Here is a 17,152-nt window from a genome sequence, read left to right on the forward strand (position 1 = left end):
TCGGTGTGGGGTCAGGCATTGGCTGGGCTGCCAGTCTGAGCTCCGGGCTCGGCGTCCTCCGCCGACGCGTCGGATTCAGCCACGCGCTGCACGCCGATGAGCTGCGCCTTGTCGTCCAGGGCGATGAGCGTGACGCCTTGTGTGGCCCTGCCGAGTTCGCGGATCTCGGCGACACGGGTGCGCACCAACACGCCGGTGTCGGTGATGAGCATGATCTCGTCCTCCGGGCGTACCAGGCAGGCCGCCACGACCTTGCCGTTGCGCTCGCTGGTCTGAATGGCGATCATGCCCTTGGTGCCGCGGCCGTGGCGCGTGTATTCCACGATGGAGGTGCGCTTGCCGTAGCCGTTTTCGGTGGCCGTCAGCACGCTCTGGCTTTCGTCTTCTGCCACCAGCATGGCGATGACGTTCTGGCCGTCCTCCAGATGCATGCCGCGCACGCCGCGCGCCTCGCGGCCCATCGGGCGCACGTCGTTCTCGTCGAAGCGAACGGCTTTGCCGGAGTCGGAGAACAGCATGACGTCATGCTTGCCGTCCGTGATCGCCACGCCGACGAGGTAGTCGTCGTCGTCCAGCCCGCAGGCGATGATGCCCGCGGTGCGCCGATTGGCGAATGCCGAGAGCGGAGTCTTCTTGACCGTGCCGCGGGCCGTGGCCATGAACACGAAATGATCCTCGTCGAAGGCCTTCACCGGCAGGACCGCCGTGATCTTCTCACCCTCGGCCAGCGGGAACAGATTCACCAGCGGCCTGCCACGCGAGCCGCGTCCACCCTGGGGCGCCTCGTACACCTTCATCCAGTACACGCGGCCGCGATTCGAAAAGCACAGCAGCATGTCGTGGGTGTTGGCAACGAAGAGCTGGTCGATCCAGTCGTCTTCCTTGGTTCCGGTGGCCTGCTTGCCGCGGCCACCGCGGCGCTGGGCGCGGTATTCGTCCATCGGCTGGCTCTTGACGTAGCCCACGTGCGAGATGGTGACCACCATGTCCTGCGGCGCGATCAGGTCCTCGATGTCGAGTTCGGTGGCGTTGGGCTCGATGGTCGAGCGGCGTGCGTCGTTGAACTCGGCTTTGAGGGCGGTCAACTCGTCGGCGATGATCTGGGTGATGCGCTCGGGTTTGGCCAGGATGTCGAGCAGATCGGCGATCTGCGCCATGACATCCTTGTACTCCTGGACGATCTTGTCCTGTTCCAGCCCGGTGAGCCGCTGCAGGCGCATCTGCAGGATTTCTTGCGCCTGCACGTCCGACAGGCGGTAGCCGTCTGTCTTGAGGCCGTAACGCGGATCCAGGTCGTCGGGTTGGAAATCTTCGGGATTGCCTTCGACGCGCGCCAGCATCGCGCGGGCTTCGCCCGGCGCCCAGATCTCTTCGAGCAGCCGCTCTTTCGCGATCGGCGGCGTGGGCGCGGCCTTGATCAACTCGATCATCCGGTCCAGATTGGCCAGCGCCACGGCAAGGCCTTCGAGCACATGACCGCGCTCGCGCGCCTTGCGCAACTCGAACACGCTGCGTCGCGTGATGACCTCGCGCCGATGCTGCAGGAAGGCGTCGAGCATCTGCTTGAGGTTGAGCAGGCGCGGCTGGCCGTCCACCAGGCACACCATATTGACGCCGAAGGTGTCTTGCAACTGGGTCTGCTTGTACAGCTTGTTGAGCACGACTTCGGCCAGCTCGCCGCGCTTGAGCTCGATCACCACGCGCATGCCGGATTTGTCCGACTCGTCCTGGATGTGGCTGATGCCGTCGAGCTTTTTCTCCTGCACGAGTTCGGCGATGCGCTCGAGCAGCGTGCGCTTGTTCACCTGGTAGGGCAACTCGTCGATGATGATGGCTTGGCGCTGGCTGCGGTCGATGTCCTCGAAGTGGCAGCGCGCGCGCATCACCACGCGTCCACGCCCCGTGCGGTAGGCGTCGCGCACACCGGTGAGACCGTAGATGATGCCGGCGGTGGGAAAGTCCGGCGCCGGGATGTGCTGCATCAGTTCCTCGACGTCCGCTTCGGGATGCCGCAGCAGGTGCTGGCAGCCGTTGATGATCTCGCCCAGGTTGTGCGGCGGGATGTTGGTCGCCATGCCGACGGCGATGCCGGCCGAACCATTGAGCAGCAGGTTGGGGATGCGCGCGGGCAGGACCAGCGGCTCTTGCTCCGAGCCGTCGTAGTTGGGGCCGAAATTGACCGTTTCCTTGTCGATATCGGCCAGCATCTCGTGGGCGATCTTGGCCAGGCGGATTTCGGTGTAGCGCATCGCCGCGGCGTTGTCGCCGTCCACGGAGCCGAAGTTGCCCTGACCGTCGACGAGCATGTAGCGCAGGGAAAAATCCTGCGCCATGCGCACGATGGTGTCATAGACCGATTGATCGCCGTGGGGGTGGTATTTACCGATGACGTCGCCGACGATACGGGCGGATTTCTTGTAGGGGCGGTTCCATGAATTGCTCAGTTCGTGCATGGCGAACAGCACGCGGCGGTGCACCGGCTTCAAGCCATCCCGCACGTCGGGCAGGGCACGGCCCACGATCACGCTCATGGCGTAATCCAGGTAGGAACGGCGCATTTCTTCTTCCAGGCTGACTGGAAGGGTTTCTTTGGCGTAGGCGGACATTCGGGACCCAGTACGAGGCGCCGCTGCGGATTTACACGCGCGGCACCATCAAAAATCAAGCTTTTAATGGTAGCAGCGCGGGGTGCACGGGATGCCGCCGGCCCATCCGCGCGACCCTCCCCAGCCGCTGTCGACAGGCTTGCGCTGGGCGAAGGCTGACGATTTGTCATCCACGTCCTACAAATCCTGTGGCAAAATGCGAGGACTGGAGATTCCTTTGGGCCTGGCCCTGTGTGGCACGGCTCGCGCTCACTTTGATGAGCTTGTAAGTTGCAAGCCGTTGCTGTCCTTATTCTTGAAAGGAAAAACGATGAATAAAGTACATAAATTTGTCAAGCTTATGGCAGTCGCCGCTGTGACGGCCACTGTGGGCACGGTTGCCTTTGCGCAAGATGCCACGAGCATCAACAATTGGCAGGATCCGTACGGCTTGGTGTGGAGGAGCGGAGATAACCAACTTTGCTGGCGCGACGGCTTCTGGACGCCGGCGACTGCTGCCAAGGGGTGTGATGGCGCGATCGTCGCCAAGGTCGAGGCCCCGGCTCCCGCGCCAGAACCCGCTCCTGCTCCGGCACCCGCTCCTGCGCCTGCGCCTGCGCCCGCTCCGGTTCCCGTGAGCGAGAAGGTGACTTATTCGGCCGATACTTTCTTCCAGTTCGACAAGGCGGTTCTGCAGCCAGCCGGCAAGGAAGCGCTCGATGACTTGGCCGAGAAAATCAAGGCCGTGAACCTCGAGACCGTGGTTTCCACCGGCTACACCGACAGCTTCGGCAGCGTGGCCTACAACCAGAAACTGTCGCTGCGCCGTGCCGAAGCCGTGAAGGCCTATCTGGTCAGCAAGGGCATCCCGGCTGACAAGATCTACATCGAAGGCAAGGGCAAGACCGATTTCCGTGTCGATCCCAAGAGCTGCAAGGGCACCTTCAAGCAACAAGTCGAGTGCCAGGCTCCGAACCGCCGCGCCGTGGTCGAGATCGTGGGCTCGCACATGGTGACCAAGTAAGCGAATCGCTTGCCAACCTGAAAAAGCCCCGCTTTGGCGGGGCTTTTTCATGGCCGTCATGGTCTTGCATCAAACGCGCGGTGGCATACTCCAAGCCTTTGCACGCCTGTTTTTCGAGAGCCGATCGTGAACCTCAACGCGGAACCCGCCGAGCTGAAAAAATTTGCCGATGTCGCCCATCGCTGGTGGGACCTGGATGGCGAGTTCAAGCCTTTGCACGACATCAATCCTTTGCGGATGGAGTGGATGGCGCGTCACACTGCGCTGCGAGGAGCACGCATTCTGGATATCGGGTGCGGGGGCGGCATTCTGAGCGAATCCATGGCCGCCGAAGGCGCCCAGGTGACGGGCATCGATTTGGCCGACAAGGCGCTCAAGGTCGCCGGCCTGCACGCCCTGCAAACCGGCGTCGCGGTGGATTACCGCTTGGTCTCGGCCGAGCAGCTCGCCGCCGAGCAACCTGCGCATTTCGATGTGGTGTGCTGCATGGAAATGCTGGAGCACGTGCCCAAGCCTGCGTCCATCGTGGAGGCCGCGGCACGTCTCGTGCGCCCTGGCGGCTGGGTGTTCTTCTCCACGATCAACCGCAATGCCAAGGCCTTTGCGCTGGCCATACTCGGCGCGGAATATCTGTTGCGCCTGCTGCCGAAAGGCACGCACGAGTACGCGAAGTTCATCCGACCCAGCGAGTTGGCCGGCTGGGCTCGCGCGGCCGGGCTCGAACCCGTGGAGTTCAAGGGCTTGGAGTTCGGGCTGCTGGATCGTCGGTTCCGGCTCGGCTCCGACGTCGACGTGAACTACTTTCTCGCCTGCCGTCGCCTGCCATGACGCCGCCTTACAAGGCTGTCTTGTTCGATCTGGATGGCACGCTTGCCGATACGGCGCCGGATCTGGCCGCCGCCCTCAACCGGATGCGCCTGGAGCGGGGGATGGACGCATTGCCATTGGCGCAATTGCGTCCCATGGCTTCGCACGGCGCGCGGGGACTGATCCAGGTGGGGTTCGAACGCTCGCCCGACGATCCCGAATACCCCGTGTTGCGCGACGAGTTCCTGCGCAACTATGCCAACTCCATCTGCGTGCACACGCGTTTGTTCCCGGGGGTCGGCGAAATCCTCGAGCACCTTGGCAGCCGTGCGCTGCCGTGGGGCATCGTGACCAACAAAGTTTCCAATCTGACGCTTCAATTGCTGGCAAACCTGCCCATGCCCGGCGTGCCGGCTTGCGTGGTCAGCGGCGACACGACAGCGCGGCCCAAGCCTTCGCCCGATCCGCTTTTGCATGCCGCAACCCTGCTCGAGCTACCCGCGAGCGACTGCATCTACATCGGGGACGACCTGCGTGATATGCAGGCGGCGCATGCCGCCGGCATGGATGCGGCGGCAGCGGCGTACGGCTATTGCGGCCATCGGGAGCCCAGGCGGTGGGGCGCGCGTTACGTGCTCGACGAGCCTCTCGAGTTCTTGCAGCTCGGGCTGGTCTGAGTCCTGCTGACTCAGGGCATGATGGGCACGATGTCCTTGCCGTAGGGCAGGAATGACAAGCCGGCCAGCTTGATGTGCTGCAAGGCGAACGGGATGCCGATGATGGTGATGGCGCAGAGCGCGGCCGAGAGCAAATGGCCAAGCGCCAGCCACCAGCCGAACAGCAGGGCCCAGACGAGATTGCCCAGGGCGCCGAAGGTCGCGGCCATGGCGCCGCCCGGCTTGTCGGCGATGCGCCTGCCGAAGGGCCAGAAACTGAAGGCCCCGATGCGAAACGCGGCAATCGCCCAAGGAATGCCGACGATGGATAACGCGCAGAGCAGCGCGGCAAGCCACCAAGCCAGCCCCATGTAGAGGCCGCCGAAAATCAACCAGACGATGTTGCCGATGAGACGCATGGGCCGGATCTGCGAGAGTGTGGCGGTCCCCGAGTCTATCGTGCCGGCCGACGCTGCGGCGGGGCGGGATCCGGCGCGTCGTCGTCCTGGAGGATGTGCACGTCCTCCGCATGCAGATGCAGCGCCAGGCGCTCATCCGGCGTCAGTGTCCAGCCGCGCATTTGCCATGGCGGCGCATAAGCCAGCGCATCGAGATTCGGCCCGAAGCGGCCGCGCAACTGGATGGCGGTCGACAGGGGCATCGCGTCAAGCAGGCGTATCGGCAGGCGGCTGTATCCGGCCGGGGGGGGCTGCTGGCACGGTGCGGCGATCAGGTTGGCAGCGCGCACGCACACGCGCACGCGCATGCCCGCAAGCAACGGCATGCCGTTGTGCGGCCTCGCGGCGTCCACGAAACAGTTTGCGTCGTCCGGGCTCAGGCCGATGCGCACGAGCGTTTCGTCCGGATGCTCGTTCACAATCCCCGGCCAGATGTTTTCCACGCCGAGCAGGCGCGCCGTGCGCAGCCGGTTCGGGCGTTTGAAGACGTCCGCGGCGGGGCCGACTTGCAGCAATTCGCCGGCGTCCATCACGCCCACGAGTTGTCCCAGCGCCAGGGCGTCGGCAGGGTCGTGCGTGACCATGATCGACGGCGCCCGGCAGTCGCGCAGGTGGCGGGCGAGTTCATCGCGCAGCGCCGGGCGGGTTGCCGGGTCGATGGCGGAGAGCGGCTCGTCGAGCAGGACAAGGTCGGGCTCGCCGGCCAGCGCGCGGGCCAGCGCGACGCGTTGGCGCTCGCCACCACTGAGTTGACCCGGGCGGCGCAAAGCCAGGGCGCGCAAATCGAAACGATCCAGCAGCGCATCCAGGTTTTCGGCCGCGAGCCGGCCGAACTGCAGATTCTCGGCTACCGTGCGGTGGGGAAACAGGGCATCGGTTTGAAGCAGATACCCGATCCGGCGCTTTTCGGGGGGCTCCTCCGTGCAGTCGCGACCCGCCAGCCACACTGCGCCGGCCAGAGGGCGCAGGAAACCGGCTATGGTGTCGAGGAGGGTGGTCTTGCCGGCGCCATTGCCACCCAGAAGCGCCAGGGTCTGCCCCGGCAGCAGGCGCAGCGCGATGGGTTGGCTGCGATACCGACCTACGGCGGTGACGAGCCCCTGCAGCGCCAGTGCGTATGGCCCCATGGTCAGGGGCTGCGCAACGTCAGGCTTGGGCAACGCGTTCGACGCGGCGTCCATAGGCCAGCAAGCGCAGCGCACAGAACAGACCGAGCACGATGGTCAGGAACAGGACGGAGGCCGCGACGGACTGGTTCAGGCCGGCCTGGAGGAAGAGTTCGTAGATTTTCACCGGTGCGCTCATCGGGTAGTAGGCCAGCAGGACCACGGCGGCAAACTCGCCGATGGCGCGGGCGAAGCACAAGGTCAGCCCCGTCATCACGCCTCGCCAGGCCAGCGGCAGGCTGACGCCGGTGAAAGTCGCCCACGGTCCGGCTCCAAGGCTGCGCGCGGCCTTCTCCAGGCGGGGATCGACGGCCTCGAATCCCACGCGCGCCGCGTTCACGGCGTAGGGCAGGCCCACATAGGCCATGGCGAGGACCACTCCGGCGAAAGTGCCCCAGAACGACAGACCAAGGTGCGCGGCTGCAGGGCCGAGCCAGCCATGGCGCGAGAACACGAGCAGCAGCGCAATGCCCGCGATGGTGTGCGGCACGGTGAGCGGCAGGTCGACGATGGTTTCGATGGCGGTCTTGCCGCGGAACTGCTGCCGCGCCAGCAGATAGGCCAGCGGCACGCCAAACAGCATGGACAAGGCGGTGGACAGCGCCGCGCCCTCGAGGCTGACGAGGAAGGCGTCGCGAACGCCCACGTGCATGGCCGCTTCACGCAACTGCCCGAGGGAAGGGTGCAGCACGAGGGCCAACAGCGGCAGGGTGATGAAGGCCAGCACCAGGCAGGCGGCCAGCCAGAAGACCCAGAACATCAGGCCGCGCTGGGTGCGCATCGTGGCTCAGACCGTGGCGTGGCAGATGTGATCAGAAGAGGCATGCGCCATCACTGCCCCGGCCAGGGCACGGTGAGCTTGCGCAGGGCCTCCGGCATCTTGTCGGCATGCTGGGCGTAGGCGGGGTGCACCGGGGCAAAGCCGTTCTTCTCGATCAGGGCCTGGCCTTTCGGACCCAGAAGATAGGCAATGAACTCGGCAGCGAGTTTGGGGTGTGGCGCGCCCTTGGGGATCGTGAGCGCGTACACGATGGGCTTGCCCGGCAGCGATCCGTTGGCCGTATGGGCGACGGCCTTGGCGTAGCTCGCGGCGAATTTTGGATCGCTCAGGTTGATTTGGGGGGGGAGCGGGATGTAGCGCAGGTGATGCTGCAGCGCGTCCGACCGATAGATGGCGAGATAGTCGATCTGGCCGAGTTGAAGCGCGGAGATCAGATCGGTTTCGGTGTCGCGGATATTGGTTTTGGGCGCGTTGGCCAGCACCTTCTGCGCCAGCTGCGGATCGTGGTAGTAGCCCGACGCCAGATCGAGCATTTGCAGGGTCTGGTAGCCGGACGGATCGGTGTCGGGGTTGGAGCGGCCGATTTGCACGCCAGGCTCGCTCAGCACCTTGTACCAGTTGCTCGCGTCGATCTTTGACGCGTCCTTGCTCTTCGGCGTGTAGACGAAGGTGATGGCATTGCGCAGGAAGCCGATCGACCAGTCCGCGGTGGCGGCTTGGCCTTGCTCGGCGTACATGTACTTCGGAATGACCGAGTAGTCGGCCACGGCCACCACGTCGGCCGGCATGTGCAACTGCGTAACCTGTTTGACCATTTTCACGCTGCCGCCAAATTGCGGCTGCACCGTCACGCCTGGGTGGTCCTTCTCGAAGCTGCGCGCCAACTCCGTGAAGGTCTTGCCCAGGGTTCCGGCGGCGAAGACCGTGAGGGTTTCGGCTTGCGCCTGGGCGCCGCATGCGGCCAGGGCCACGGCGCTGAACGCAAGGGCGGCGAGGGGTTGATTCCAACGGTGGGCGCGCATGCGGAGTCTCCTTGTGGTGAGGCGGATCATTCTCAAGTTTTCGTCGCGATCGCGATTCGCGCCATGGATGCCACGGCGATGAACGTTTGCTGCATATCGTAGACCGAAATCGACCTGCCTACGTGCCTGCCGTCAAGCTCAGCGCTGCGGACGCAGGGCCGACTTCGGGCGGAACGCGGCGCAGACCGCCGGGTCGCTTTCCAGGTAAGGCCCGCCGATCAGGTCGATGCAGTACGGCACGGCGGCAAACACGCCCCTGACCGTGACGGCCCCTGCGCCGTCGCGCACGCCCTCCAGGGTTTCGCGTATCGATTTGGGTTGACCGGGCAGATTGATGATCAGGCAGGTCTTGCGGATCACGGCCACCTGGCGCGACAAAATGGCCGTCGGCACGAAGTTCAGGCTGATGCGTCGCATTTCCTCGCCGAAGCCGGGCATGAGCTTGTCCGCCACGTCGATGGTCGCCTCCGGCGTCACGTCGCGCGGGGCGGGGCCCGTGCCGCCGGTGGTCAGCACGAGTTGACAGCCGGCCACGTCCACCAGCTCGCGCAGGGTTTCGGCGATGGTGGCGCGCACGTCCGGAATCAGCCGTTCGGTGTAGCGCACGGGGTTGAGCAGGGCGCGGTCGAGCCATTCGCGCAGCGCGGGAAGACCCTGGTCGGCGTAGACGCCGCTGGAGGCGCGGTCGCTGATGGACACCAGACCGATGTGGACGGGATCGAACTCGGCGCCTTGCCGGGGGTCAGGATTTGTCTGGGTCATGGTCGGACGGGTCGAGGAAGGTCTTGAGATGTTGGTAGAGCGCCCTGTATTGGCGTGGCGGCTTGCCGGCGGCCTGCTCTGCGCGCGCGGCCCGCACCAGTTGGCGCAAGGAGAGGGCATCGGCGTGCGGGTGGTCGTGCAGGAACGCGGTCAGCGCCGCGTCGTCCTGCAGGAGCCGGGTGCGCCAGTCTTCGAGCGCATGCATGCGAGCCACCGCCTCGCGGCTTTCGCCGGTGGCATCGGCCAGCGCCTGGCGCAGTGGCGCGGGATCAATCTTGCGCATGAGCTTGCCGATGTACTGGGCATGGCGCCTGCGGCCCTCGTGGGAGCGGATGCGCTGCATCTCGCGCAGGGCCTGGCGCAGGGGGTCGGGCGCGTCGAGCACGTCGATGCGGTGCGCGGGCAGGGCGGCAAGCTGCTCGCCGAGATCCTGCAAGGCTTGCATGTCGCGTTTGAGCTGGCTCTTGCTGGGCGGCAGGTCGGCAAGCGACCGGGCGTCGGCGTCATGCGGCGCGGCGGCAAGGTGGGAGGGGGATTTCATCGGCCCGTATTATCGTCCGCACCCCGGGTTCTCGGTTCGGAGCCCGGTTTGCCGCGGTTCCCGGGCGCTTATCTCCCTTCTCGATACGAATAAAGGTTCAACGTGGGTCAATTCGCATACACCAAAACCCAATTCCAAGACCTCGCCGCTCTGGCGCTCAAGGAAGCGCGCCAGGCCGGCGCCAGCGACGCGGCCGTGGAGATTTCCGAGGGCCAGGGCCTGAGCGTCAACGTGCGCCGCGGCAAGATCGAGCAGGTCGAGCACAACACGGACAAGGGGCTGGACATCACGGTCTACGCCGGTCAACGCAAGGGGCATGCCAGCACATCCGACTTCTCGCCCGAAGCCATACGCCGCACCGTGCTCGCCGCATTCGATATTGCCCGTTACACGGCCGAGGACGATTGCGCGGGTCTTCCCGAACCCGAACTGTTGGCCAAGTCGGCGCGTGATCCGCTTCTCTACCACCCCTGGGATGTGAGCGTGGAGGCCGCGGCCGAACTGGCGCGCCGGGCCGAGGACGCCGCTTTCGCCACGGATCCGCGCATCCGCAACAGCGAAGGCGCCAGCGTGTCGGCGCAGCATATGCACTTCGTGCTGGCGAATTCGCGAGGATTTTCGAACGGCTACGCCACGTCGCGCCACAGCCTGTCGTGCGTTCCGATCGCCGGCCGAGGCAACGACATGCAGCGCGACTACTGGTACAGCAGCAAGCGCAGCGCGGATGATTTGGCTGCGCCGGAGGCGGTGGGGCGCTATGCGGCCGAACGTGCGCTGTCGCGTCTGCGCGCACGCAAGATGCCGACCGGGCAATACCCGGTGCTGTTCGAGGCGCCGCTCGCCGCCGGGCTGATCGGGTCGCTTGTGCATGCAGCCAGTGGCGGCACGCTGTATCGCAAGGCATCCTTCCTGGTCGACCATCTGGGCAAGCAGATCATGCCCGGCCACATCGACCTGCTGGAAGACCCCAAGGTGCCCGATGGCATGGGCACGGCGCCGTTCGACGACGAGGGCGTGCGCACGCGCGCGCGCCGCGTGGTCAGGGCAGGGCGGCTCGAAGGCTATTTCCTGTCCACCTATTCGGGCCGCAAGCTCGGCATGCCCACCACGGGCAACGCGGGCGGACCGCACAACCTCACGCTGAGCAGCCGGCTCACCCGCCCGGGGGACGACCTCCCGGCGATGTTGCGCAAGATGCATCGCGGCCTGTTCGTCATCGAACTCATGGGCCATGGCGTCAACTACGTCACCGGCGACTATTCCCGCGGGGTCATGGGCTTCTGGGTCGACGGCGGCGTCATCCAATACCCGGTGCAGGAAATCACCATCGCGGGAAATCTGCGCAGCATGCTGCTCGGCATGGCCGCCGTGGGCGCGGACGTGTACCAAAGCGGAAGCCGTTCGACCGGTTCGGTGCTGATCGACTCGATGACCGTGGCCGGTCATTGAGATGAACGCGCACCGCTGATCGCCATCGGCCGCCAGCGGTGCCCGGGAAACTCCTGTGGATCGCGTGTAACCAATATCTACAATACGTTTCAACCTGCACCGGATTCGACGCTGCTGGTGTCAAAGCAGGTTGCCATTTCACACAAACATCACGGGAGACCTCATGAAACGTCGTTCATTCGTCAAAAATGCCGGCCTGGCCGGCATCCTCGCCGCTGGCGCCGCGCCAGCCGTCATGGCACAACAGGCCATCCGTTGGCGCCTGGCGTCGAGTTTTCCGAATTCCCTGGACACGATTTTCGGCGCGGCCCACGTGTTCGCGCAGAAGGTCAAGGAAGCCACGAACGGCAAGTTCGAGATTTCCGTGCATGCGGGCGGAGAACTGGTGCCGCCGTTCGGCGTGGTCGACGCCGTCCAGCAAGGCACGGTCGAATGCTGCCACACCGCGCCTTACTACTTCTTCGGCAAGGATCCGACCTTCGCTCTCGGCTGCGCCGTGCCCTTCGGCATGAACTCACGCCAGATGACCGCCTGGATGTACCAGGGCAACGGCTTGAAGCTCATGCGCGAGTTCTATGCCGGTTACAACATCATCAGTTTCCCGATGGGCAACACGGGGGCGCAGATGGGCGGCTGGTTCCGCAAGCCCATCACGAGCCTGGCCGACATGAAAGGCCTGAAGATGCGAATCGGCGGCTTTGCCGGCAAGGTGATGGAGCGCATCGGCGTGATTCCGCAGAACATCCCGGGCGGCGATATCTATCCGTCCCTGGAAAAAGGCACGATCGACGCCGCGGAATGGGTCGGCCCCTACGACGACCTCAAACTGGGTTTCTACAAGGTGGCCAAGAACTACCTCTATCCCGGCTGGTGGGAAGGCGGCCCGGAACTCGACCTGTTCGTCAACACCAAGGCTTGGAACGCACTGCCTGCCGAATACAAGGCCGTGGTCGAGGTGGCCGCGTCGCATGCCCATGTGAACATGCAGGCGACTTACGATGCGAAGAACCCCGACGCGCTGCGCGAACTGGTCGGCAAGGGCACCAAACTGCAGCCTTTTCCCAAGGCGGTCATGGAAGCGTCGTACAAGGCGGCAAGCGACATCTACGGCGAGTTGTCGGCATCCAATCCGAACTGGAGAAAGGTCTATACCGACTGGGCCAAGTTCCGCAACGACGACATTCTCTGGTTCCGTGTCGCCGAAAACGAGTTCGACCGCTTCATGATGACGCGCAAGCTGTAAAAACGCGGCCAGCGCGCACGACCCGAGCCGCCCCTGCGGGCGGCTTTTTCATGCGGTTCGCACGCTGCGCTCGTAGAGGACGAAGTCGAACGCCGGAAGGTCGCCCTGGGCCGGATGCGGGTCGCGGCTGGCCTCGATGAAGTCGGCCCGGTTCCAGGCCGGGAAGCGCGCGTCGCCCTGCGGTTCGGCGTGGATTTCGGTCAGCCAGAGCTGTTGGGCCAGGGGCAGGGCTTCGGCGTAAATCTGCGCTCCGCCGACGACGAAGACCTCGGGGACGTCGGTGCACAGGGCCAGCGCTTCCTGCAGCGACCCGGCTGATTCGGCGCCGCGCGCGACATAACCCGGGTCGCGGCTGATGACGATGTTGCGCCGGCCAGGAAGCGGCCTGCCGATGGACTCCCAGGTCTTGCGGCCCATGAGGATGGGATGGCCCAGGGTGACGCGCTTGAAGTGGGCCAGATCGGCGGGAAGATGCCAGATCAGGCCGTTGCCGCGACCGATCACGCCGTTGCCGGCCACCGCGGCGATGACCGCGACGCGCGGCAGTGCTTGCTTCGCCTGGGTTTGCATTGCATTCATGGTGGAACCTTCAGACAGCCACGGGCGCCTTGATCGGCGCGTGATGCTGGTAGCCGGCGACTTCGATGTCGTCCAGGGTGTAGCTGAACAGGCTGTCCGGCCGGCGCTTGAAACGCAGCGTGGGCGCGGGATAGGGGGGGCGTGAGAGCTGCAGGCGCACCTGCTCGAAGTGATTGTGATAGATGTGGCAGTCGCCCCCGGTCCAGATGAAGTCGGCCACGTCCATGTCGCATTGCTGCGCCACCATGTGGGTGAGCAGGGCGTAGCTGGCGATATTGAACGGCACGCCGAGGAACAGGTCGGCGCTGCGCTGGTAGAGCTGGCAACTCAGCAGCGGCCGGCCGCCGGGTCTCGCGGGCGGGCCGACATAGAACTGGAACAGCAGGTGGCAAGGCGGCAGGGCCATCTGCTCGAGCTGGCCCACGTTCCAGGCGCTGACGATGTGGCGGCGCGAGTCGGGGTTGCGCTTGAGGCCGTCCAGCAGCAGGGCGATCTGGTCGATATGCCGCCCGTCCGGGGTCGGCCAGGCGCGCCATTGCACGCCGTAAACCGGCCCGAGTTCCCCGTCGGGGCGTGCCCATTCGTCCCAGATGGTCACGCCGTGCTCGCGCAGGAAGCCCACATTGCTGTCGCCGCGCAGGAACCACAGCAACTCGACGATGATGCTCTTGAGGTGCACCTTCTTGGTCGTGACGAGGGGGAAGCCCTGGCGCAGGTCGAAACGCAACTGCGCGCCGAACACGCTGCGCGTTCCGGTGCCGGTGCGGTCGGCCTTGTCGGCCCCGTGGCTCAGGACTTGGCGCAGCAGGTCTTCGTAGGGACTCGGAATGATGGAACTGGACATGATGGGCTGGTCGCCTCTGGAGCGCGCCGGTCATGCCGGCGCGCGGGTTCGACGGCGCGCGGATGCGCAAGCCATGCAGTGTATTGATGTTGGGCGGGACGCGGCGCGGCGACCTAAGATCAGACCTCGCCAACCCCACGATGGATGACCAAGCCATGCTCGATACGACCCAGCCCCGGCTCCGCTTTGTGCAATGCCTGCATCCGGGCGGATTGCATCGCATGGCCTATTGGGAGTGGGGCGTCGCCGACAACCCCGACGTGGTCGTCTGCGTGCACGGCCTGTCCCGGCAAGGGCGCGATTTCGACCATCTCGCGCGGGCCTTGCAGGGGCGCTTCCGCGTCGTCTGCCCGGACGTGGCTGGCCGCGGCCGTTCCGACTGGCTGGAGCAGCCGCTGCACTACCAGCTCCCGCAGTACGGCGCCGACATGGTCACGCTGCTGGCGCGGCTCGATGCACGTCGGCTGGGCTGGGTCGGAACGTCCATGGGCGGGCTCATCGGCATGGGGCTGGCGGGCTTGCGCAACAGCCCGATCGACGCGCTCGTGCTCAACGACATCGGCCCGTCCGTCGCGCCCAGCGGCCTGCAACGCATCGGCGGCTACGTCGGCCAGCCGCTGCGCTTTGGCACGGTCCAGGAAGGTGCCGATTACCTCGCCTCCATTTCTGCGGGCTTCGGGCCCCGCACGCCGCAGGAATGGCTGGAATTCAGCCGGCCCATGCTGGTGCCCGACGGCGCCGGCTGGCGCCTCCACTACGACCCGCGCATCGGCGTGGCCCTGGCGCAAGTCACCCCCGAGGCGGCGCAGACGGGCGAGCAGGCGCTGTGGGCGCTTTACGATGGGATCAAGGCGCCGACCCTGGTGCTGCGCGGTGCCGAATCCGACATCCTGGCGCCCGCCACAGCCCAGGCCATGACGACGCGCGGACCCGGGGCGCAGCTGGTCGAGTTCGGCGGCGTCGGCCATGCGCCGATGCTTGTGCACGCCGATCAGATCGAGCCGGTCGTCGCATTCCTCACGTCCCGGCTGCCCGCACTATGACGTCTCCAGCCCATCTTCCGGCAGCTGGCGAACCCCAGGCCGGCAGTCTGCAGGCCAAGGCCCGCGCTTTCGCCGCCGCCTTGCTCGAAGGCATCGCGATGGAAACCGGCGAGCCCGCGCTGCGCCATGCCGACGGCGCAAGCGCCATTCTGGCCTCCATCGGCGCCGATGCACCCACCTGCGCCGCCGCCTACCTCAGCCAGGCGGCAACCCAGCTCGCCAAACCCGAGGAGCAGCTCACGAAGGCTTTCGGCCGCGAGATGACCATGCTGGCCATGGAGAATCGCAAGCTGGTCGACGTGTTTCGCGCCGCGCGCGGCATGGGCGAGCAGGAGTCCGCGCGCCACCTGGAATTGATGCGGCGCCTGCTGCTGGCGTTTTCGCAGGACCTGCGCGTCGTGCTGCTGCGCCTGGCATCGCGCCTGCAATCGCTGCGCCACTACGCGCAAACCGGCGGCCGGCCCGAGCCGGCGTTTACCCACGAATCCCTGCAGGTGTACGCGCCGCTCGCCAACCGCCTTGGCCTTTGGCCGATCAAATGGGAAATCGAGGATCTGGCCTTTCGTTTCGCCCAGCCCGAGGCCTATGCGCGCATTGCGCAATGGCTCAACCAGCACGGCGCCCAGCGCGAGGCGCTGATCACGCAGGCCATCGAGCAGCTGCGCAACGCGTTGGCGCTGCAAGGCATCGAGGCGGGCATCAGCGGCCGCAGCAAGCACATCTACAGCATCTGGCGCAAGATGCAGGGCAAATCGCTCGACGTGGACGAGGTCATGGACCTGCTGGCGCTGCGTCTCATCGTGCCGTCGGTCGACGCCTGCTATGCCGCGCTCAGCGCCGTGCATGCGTTGTGGGTTCCGCTGGACGCGGAGTACGACGACTACATCGCCAAACCCAAGCCCAACGGCTACCAGTCCTTGCATACCGTGGTGCGCGGCCCCAGGGGCGTGCCGATCGAGATCCAGATCCGCACCCAGGCCATGCACGACCACGCCGAGCAGGGCATTGCCGCGCACTGGGCCTACAAGGAGGCCGGCACGCAGGGGTACAAGGGCGTCAGCGCGGCATCCGACTACGACGCGAAAATCGCCCTGGCCAGGCAGCTTCTTACCCTGCACGGCGAACTGGTGGGCCAGGGCGCGCCGCGCCGCCCGACGGCCCCCGCGCCCGACGAGGCCAGCCCTTTCGACGACCGCATCTACGTGCTCACGCCCCAGGCCCGCATCGTCGAGCTGGCCAGCGGGTCCACGCCGGTGGACTTCGCTTACGCCCTGCATACCGAGCTCGGGCATCACTGCCGCGGCGCGCGCGTGGAAGGCGTGCTGGTCCCGCTCAACACGCCGCTGCGCAACGGCCAGACGGTGGAGATCGTCGCCGCCAAGCAGGGAGGTCCCTCGCGCGACTGGCTCAATCCCGAGCTCGGCTTTTTGCGCACCCAGCGCGCGCGCGCCAAGGTCCGCGCCTGGTTCAACGCCCAGCACCTCGAGCAAACGCTGGCCAACGGCCGCGCCCAGGTGGAGAAACTGCTGCAGCGCGAGGGCAAGACCGGCCTGAGCCTGCAGGAACTGGCCGGCGGTCTCGGTTTTCGAAGCGCCGAGCAACTGTTCGAGCGCGTCGGCAGCGATGCGCTGTCGTTGCGGCAGATCGAAGCCCATTTGCGCGGTCAGGACCCGGCCGCGGGCATGGACGCCGAGCTTGGCATGCCACTCAAAGCGGCCAAAACCCAGCAGTCGGGCGGCGTTCTCGTCGTCGGTGTCGATGCCCTGCTGACTCAACTGGCCAAGTGCTGCAAACCCGCGCCGCCGGATTCGATTCGCGGTTTCATCACCCGCGGGCGCGGCGTATCGGTGCACCGGGCCGATTGCCCGAACGCGCGCAACCTGGCCTTGCAGCATGCCGAGCGCGTCATCCCGGTGACCTGGGGCCAGCCGGGTGAAACCGCTTACCCGGTCGATCTGTTTGTCGAGGCAGCCGACCGGCAAGGCTTGCTGCGCGATATTTCCGAGGTGTTCTCCAAGGAAAAAATCAACGTCATCGGCGTCCAGACCCAAAGCCGAGGCGACGCCGCGCACATGCTTTTTACCGTGGAGCTGCGCGGTCTCGAGAAGCTGCAGCACGCGCTGAACATGCTGCGTGAAGTCAAAGGCGTACGCAAGGCTGCGCGCCGCTAGCGCGTGATGCTAAGATTGCGG

At 65.9% G+C, this 17,152-nt stretch carries 16 protein-coding genes; 7 read left to right on the forward strand and 9 right to left on the reverse strand.

The features are described 5' to 3' along the window. Positions 1 to 11: 11 nt before the first annotated feature. Positions 12 to 2,606 carry a DNA gyrase subunit A gene (gyrA, locus tag THIARS_RS14470; RefSeq protein WP_094161502.1) on the reverse strand — a complete coding sequence of 865 codons (2,595 nt, stop codon included), beginning with the start codon at positions 2,604 to 2,606 and terminating at the stop codon, positions 12 to 14. 310 nt (positions 2,607 to 2,916) lie between these two features. Here gyrA and ompA point away from each other — a divergent pair, with 310 nt between their 5' ends. The 3 genes from ompA (at position 2,917) to THIARS_RS14485 (ending at position 5,093) form a co-directional block, all read left to right on the forward strand. Then, positions 2,917 to 3,609 carry an outer membrane protein OmpA gene (gene ompA, locus THIARS_RS14475; protein ID WP_094161503.1) on the forward strand — a complete coding sequence of 231 codons (693 nt, stop codon included), beginning with the start codon at positions 2,917 to 2,919 and terminating at the stop codon, positions 3,607 to 3,609. 126 nt (positions 3,610 to 3,735) lie between these two features. Then, complete coding sequence (ubiG, locus tag THIARS_RS14480; RefSeq protein WP_094161504.1) at positions 3,736 to 4,437, forward strand: bifunctional 2-polyprenyl-6-hydroxyphenol methylase/3-demethylubiquinol 3-O-methyltransferase UbiG; 702 nt, start codon at positions 3,736 to 3,738, stop codon at positions 4,435 to 4,437. Continuing rightward, positions 4,434 to 5,093: an HAD family hydrolase gene (locus tag THIARS_RS14485; RefSeq protein WP_094161505.1), complete on the forward strand. Its 660-nt coding sequence runs from the start codon at positions 4,434 to 4,436 to the stop codon at positions 5,091 to 5,093. The genes ubiG and THIARS_RS14485 overlap by 4 nt, the downstream gene beginning before the upstream one ends. Before the next feature lie 11 nt (positions 5,094 to 5,104). On the opposite strand, the gene THIARS_RS14490 is transcribed toward THIARS_RS14485, so the two are convergent. From THIARS_RS14490 to yjgA, 6 genes are all read right to left on the reverse strand, one after another. Then, positions 5,105 to 5,491: a YccF domain-containing protein gene (locus tag THIARS_RS14490; RefSeq protein ID WP_094161506.1), complete on the reverse strand. Its 387-nt coding sequence runs from the start codon at positions 5,489 to 5,491 to the stop codon at positions 5,105 to 5,107. A 35-nt stretch (positions 5,492 to 5,526) separates the two neighbouring features. Then, entirely contained in the window at positions 5,527 to 6,657 is a 1,131-nt protein-coding gene (locus THIARS_RS14495; RefSeq protein ID WP_186436692.1) for an ABC transporter ATP-binding protein, read from the reverse strand. A 19-nt stretch (positions 6,658 to 6,676) separates the two neighbouring features. Then, positions 6,677 to 7,477, reverse strand: coding sequence for an ABC transporter permease (locus tag THIARS_RS14500; protein ID WP_094161508.1), 801 nt, complete (start codon positions 7,475 to 7,477; stop codon positions 6,677 to 6,679). A 50-nt stretch (positions 7,478 to 7,527) separates the two neighbouring features. Continuing rightward, complete coding sequence (locus THIARS_RS14505; protein WP_094161509.1) at positions 7,528 to 8,499, reverse strand: extracellular solute-binding protein; 972 nt, start codon at positions 8,497 to 8,499, stop codon at positions 7,528 to 7,530. A 138-nt stretch (positions 8,500 to 8,637) separates the two neighbouring features. Continuing rightward, a complete protein-coding gene (mog, locus tag THIARS_RS14510; RefSeq protein ID WP_094161510.1) occupies positions 8,638 to 9,261 on the reverse strand; it encodes a molybdopterin adenylyltransferase in 624 nt (207 codons plus the stop codon). Beyond that, the gene (gene yjgA, locus THIARS_RS14515; RefSeq protein WP_094161511.1) at positions 9,242 to 9,802 is read right to left on the reverse strand and encodes a ribosome biogenesis factor YjgA; all 561 of its coding nucleotides are present in this window, start codon (positions 9,800 to 9,802) and stop codon (positions 9,242 to 9,244) included. The genes mog and yjgA overlap by 20 nt, the downstream gene beginning before the upstream one ends. Positions 9,803 to 9,904: 102 nt before the next feature. Here yjgA and pmbA point away from each other — a divergent pair, with 102 nt between their 5' ends. Together pmbA and THIARS_RS14525 are read left to right on the forward strand one after the other, a co-directional pair. After that, positions 9,905 to 11,251, forward strand: a complete 1,347-nt coding sequence (pmbA, locus tag THIARS_RS14520) for a metalloprotease PmbA (protein WP_094161512.1) — start codon at positions 9,905 to 9,907, stop codon at positions 11,249 to 11,251. A 163-nt stretch (positions 11,252 to 11,414) separates the two neighbouring features. Next, positions 11,415 to 12,494, forward strand: a complete 1,080-nt coding sequence (locus THIARS_RS14525; protein ID WP_094161513.1) for a TRAP transporter substrate-binding protein — start codon at positions 11,415 to 11,417, stop codon at positions 12,492 to 12,494. A 48-nt stretch (positions 12,495 to 12,542) separates the two neighbouring features. On the opposite strand, the gene THIARS_RS14530 is transcribed toward THIARS_RS14525, so the two are convergent. Further along, positions 12,543 to 13,073 carry a dihydrofolate reductase gene (locus THIARS_RS14530; RefSeq protein WP_245845934.1) on the reverse strand — a complete coding sequence of 177 codons (531 nt, stop codon included), beginning with the start codon at positions 13,071 to 13,073 and terminating at the stop codon, positions 12,543 to 12,545. A gap of 10 nt (positions 13,074 to 13,083) precedes the next feature. Then, positions 13,084 to 13,917 (reverse strand): thymidylate synthase, encoded by an 834-nt coding sequence (locus THIARS_RS14535; RefSeq protein ID WP_094161515.1) that lies wholly within the window; start codon positions 13,915 to 13,917, stop codon positions 13,084 to 13,086. 155 nt (positions 13,918 to 14,072) lie between these two features. On the opposite strand from THIARS_RS14535, the gene THIARS_RS14540 reads away from it, so the two are divergent. Next, on the forward strand, positions 14,073 to 14,960 hold the full coding sequence (locus tag THIARS_RS14540) for an alpha/beta fold hydrolase (protein ID WP_094162157.1): 888 nt from the start codon (positions 14,073 to 14,075) through the stop codon (positions 14,958 to 14,960). After that, positions 14,957 to 17,131, forward strand: coding sequence for a RelA/SpoT family protein (locus tag THIARS_RS14545; RefSeq protein ID WP_094161516.1), 2,175 nt, complete (start codon positions 14,957 to 14,959; stop codon positions 17,129 to 17,131). The genes THIARS_RS14540 and THIARS_RS14545 overlap by 4 nt, the downstream gene beginning before the upstream one ends. Positions 17,132 to 17,152 lie beyond the last annotated feature (21 nt).

This window comes from Thiomonas delicata, assembly GCF_900088825.1.
Classification (GTDB): domain Bacteria; phylum Pseudomonadota; class Gammaproteobacteria; order Burkholderiales; family Burkholderiaceae_C; genus Thiomonas_A; species Thiomonas_A delicata.

Excerpts from the sequence above, each read along its gene's own strand:
- gyrA (WP_094161502.1), bottom strand. The coding sequence starts at position 2,606 with ATGTCCGCCTACGCCAAAGAAACCCTTCCAGTCAGCCTGGAAGAAGAA.
- ompA (WP_094161503.1), top strand. The coding sequence starts at position 2,917 with ATGAATAAAGTACATAAATTTGTCAAGCTTATGGCAGTCGCCGCTGTG.
- THIARS_RS14485 (WP_094161505.1), top strand. The coding sequence starts at position 4,434 with ATGACGCCGCCTTACAAGGCTGTCTTGTTCGATCTGGATGGCACGCTT.
- THIARS_RS14490 (WP_094161506.1), bottom strand. The coding sequence starts at position 5,491 with ATGCGTCTCATCGGCAACATCGTCTGGTTGATTTTCGGCGGCCTCTAC.
- THIARS_RS14495 (WP_186436692.1), bottom strand. The coding sequence starts at position 6,657 with ATGGGGCCATACGCACTGGCGCTGCAGGGGCTCGTCACCGCCGTAGGT.
- THIARS_RS14500 (WP_094161508.1), bottom strand. The coding sequence starts at position 7,477 with ATGCGCACCCAGCGCGGCCTGATGTTCTGGGTCTTCTGGCTGGCCGCC.
- THIARS_RS14505 (WP_094161509.1), bottom strand. The coding sequence starts at position 8,499 with ATGCGCGCCCACCGTTGGAATCAACCCCTCGCCGCCCTTGCGTTCAGC.
- mog (WP_094161510.1), bottom strand. The coding sequence starts at position 9,261 with ATGACCCAGACAAATCCTGACCCCCGGCAAGGCGCCGAGTTCGATCCC.
- yjgA (WP_094161511.1), bottom strand. The coding sequence starts at position 9,802 with ATGAAATCCCCCTCCCACCTTGCCGCCGCGCCGCATGACGCCGACGCC.
- THIARS_RS14525 (WP_094161513.1), top strand. The coding sequence starts at position 11,415 with ATGAAACGTCGTTCATTCGTCAAAAATGCCGGCCTGGCCGGCATCCTC.
- THIARS_RS14530 (WP_245845934.1), bottom strand. The coding sequence starts at position 13,073 with ATGAATGCAATGCAAACCCAGGCGAAGCAAGCACTGCCGCGCGTCGCG.
- THIARS_RS14535 (WP_094161515.1), bottom strand. The coding sequence starts at position 13,917 with ATGTCCAGTTCCATCATTCCGAGTCCCTACGAAGACCTGCTGCGCCAA.
- THIARS_RS14540 (WP_094162157.1), top strand. The coding sequence starts at position 14,073 with ATGCTCGATACGACCCAGCCCCGGCTCCGCTTTGTGCAATGCCTGCAT.
- THIARS_RS14545 (WP_094161516.1), top strand. The coding sequence starts at position 14,957 with ATGACGTCTCCAGCCCATCTTCCGGCAGCTGGCGAACCCCAGGCCGGC.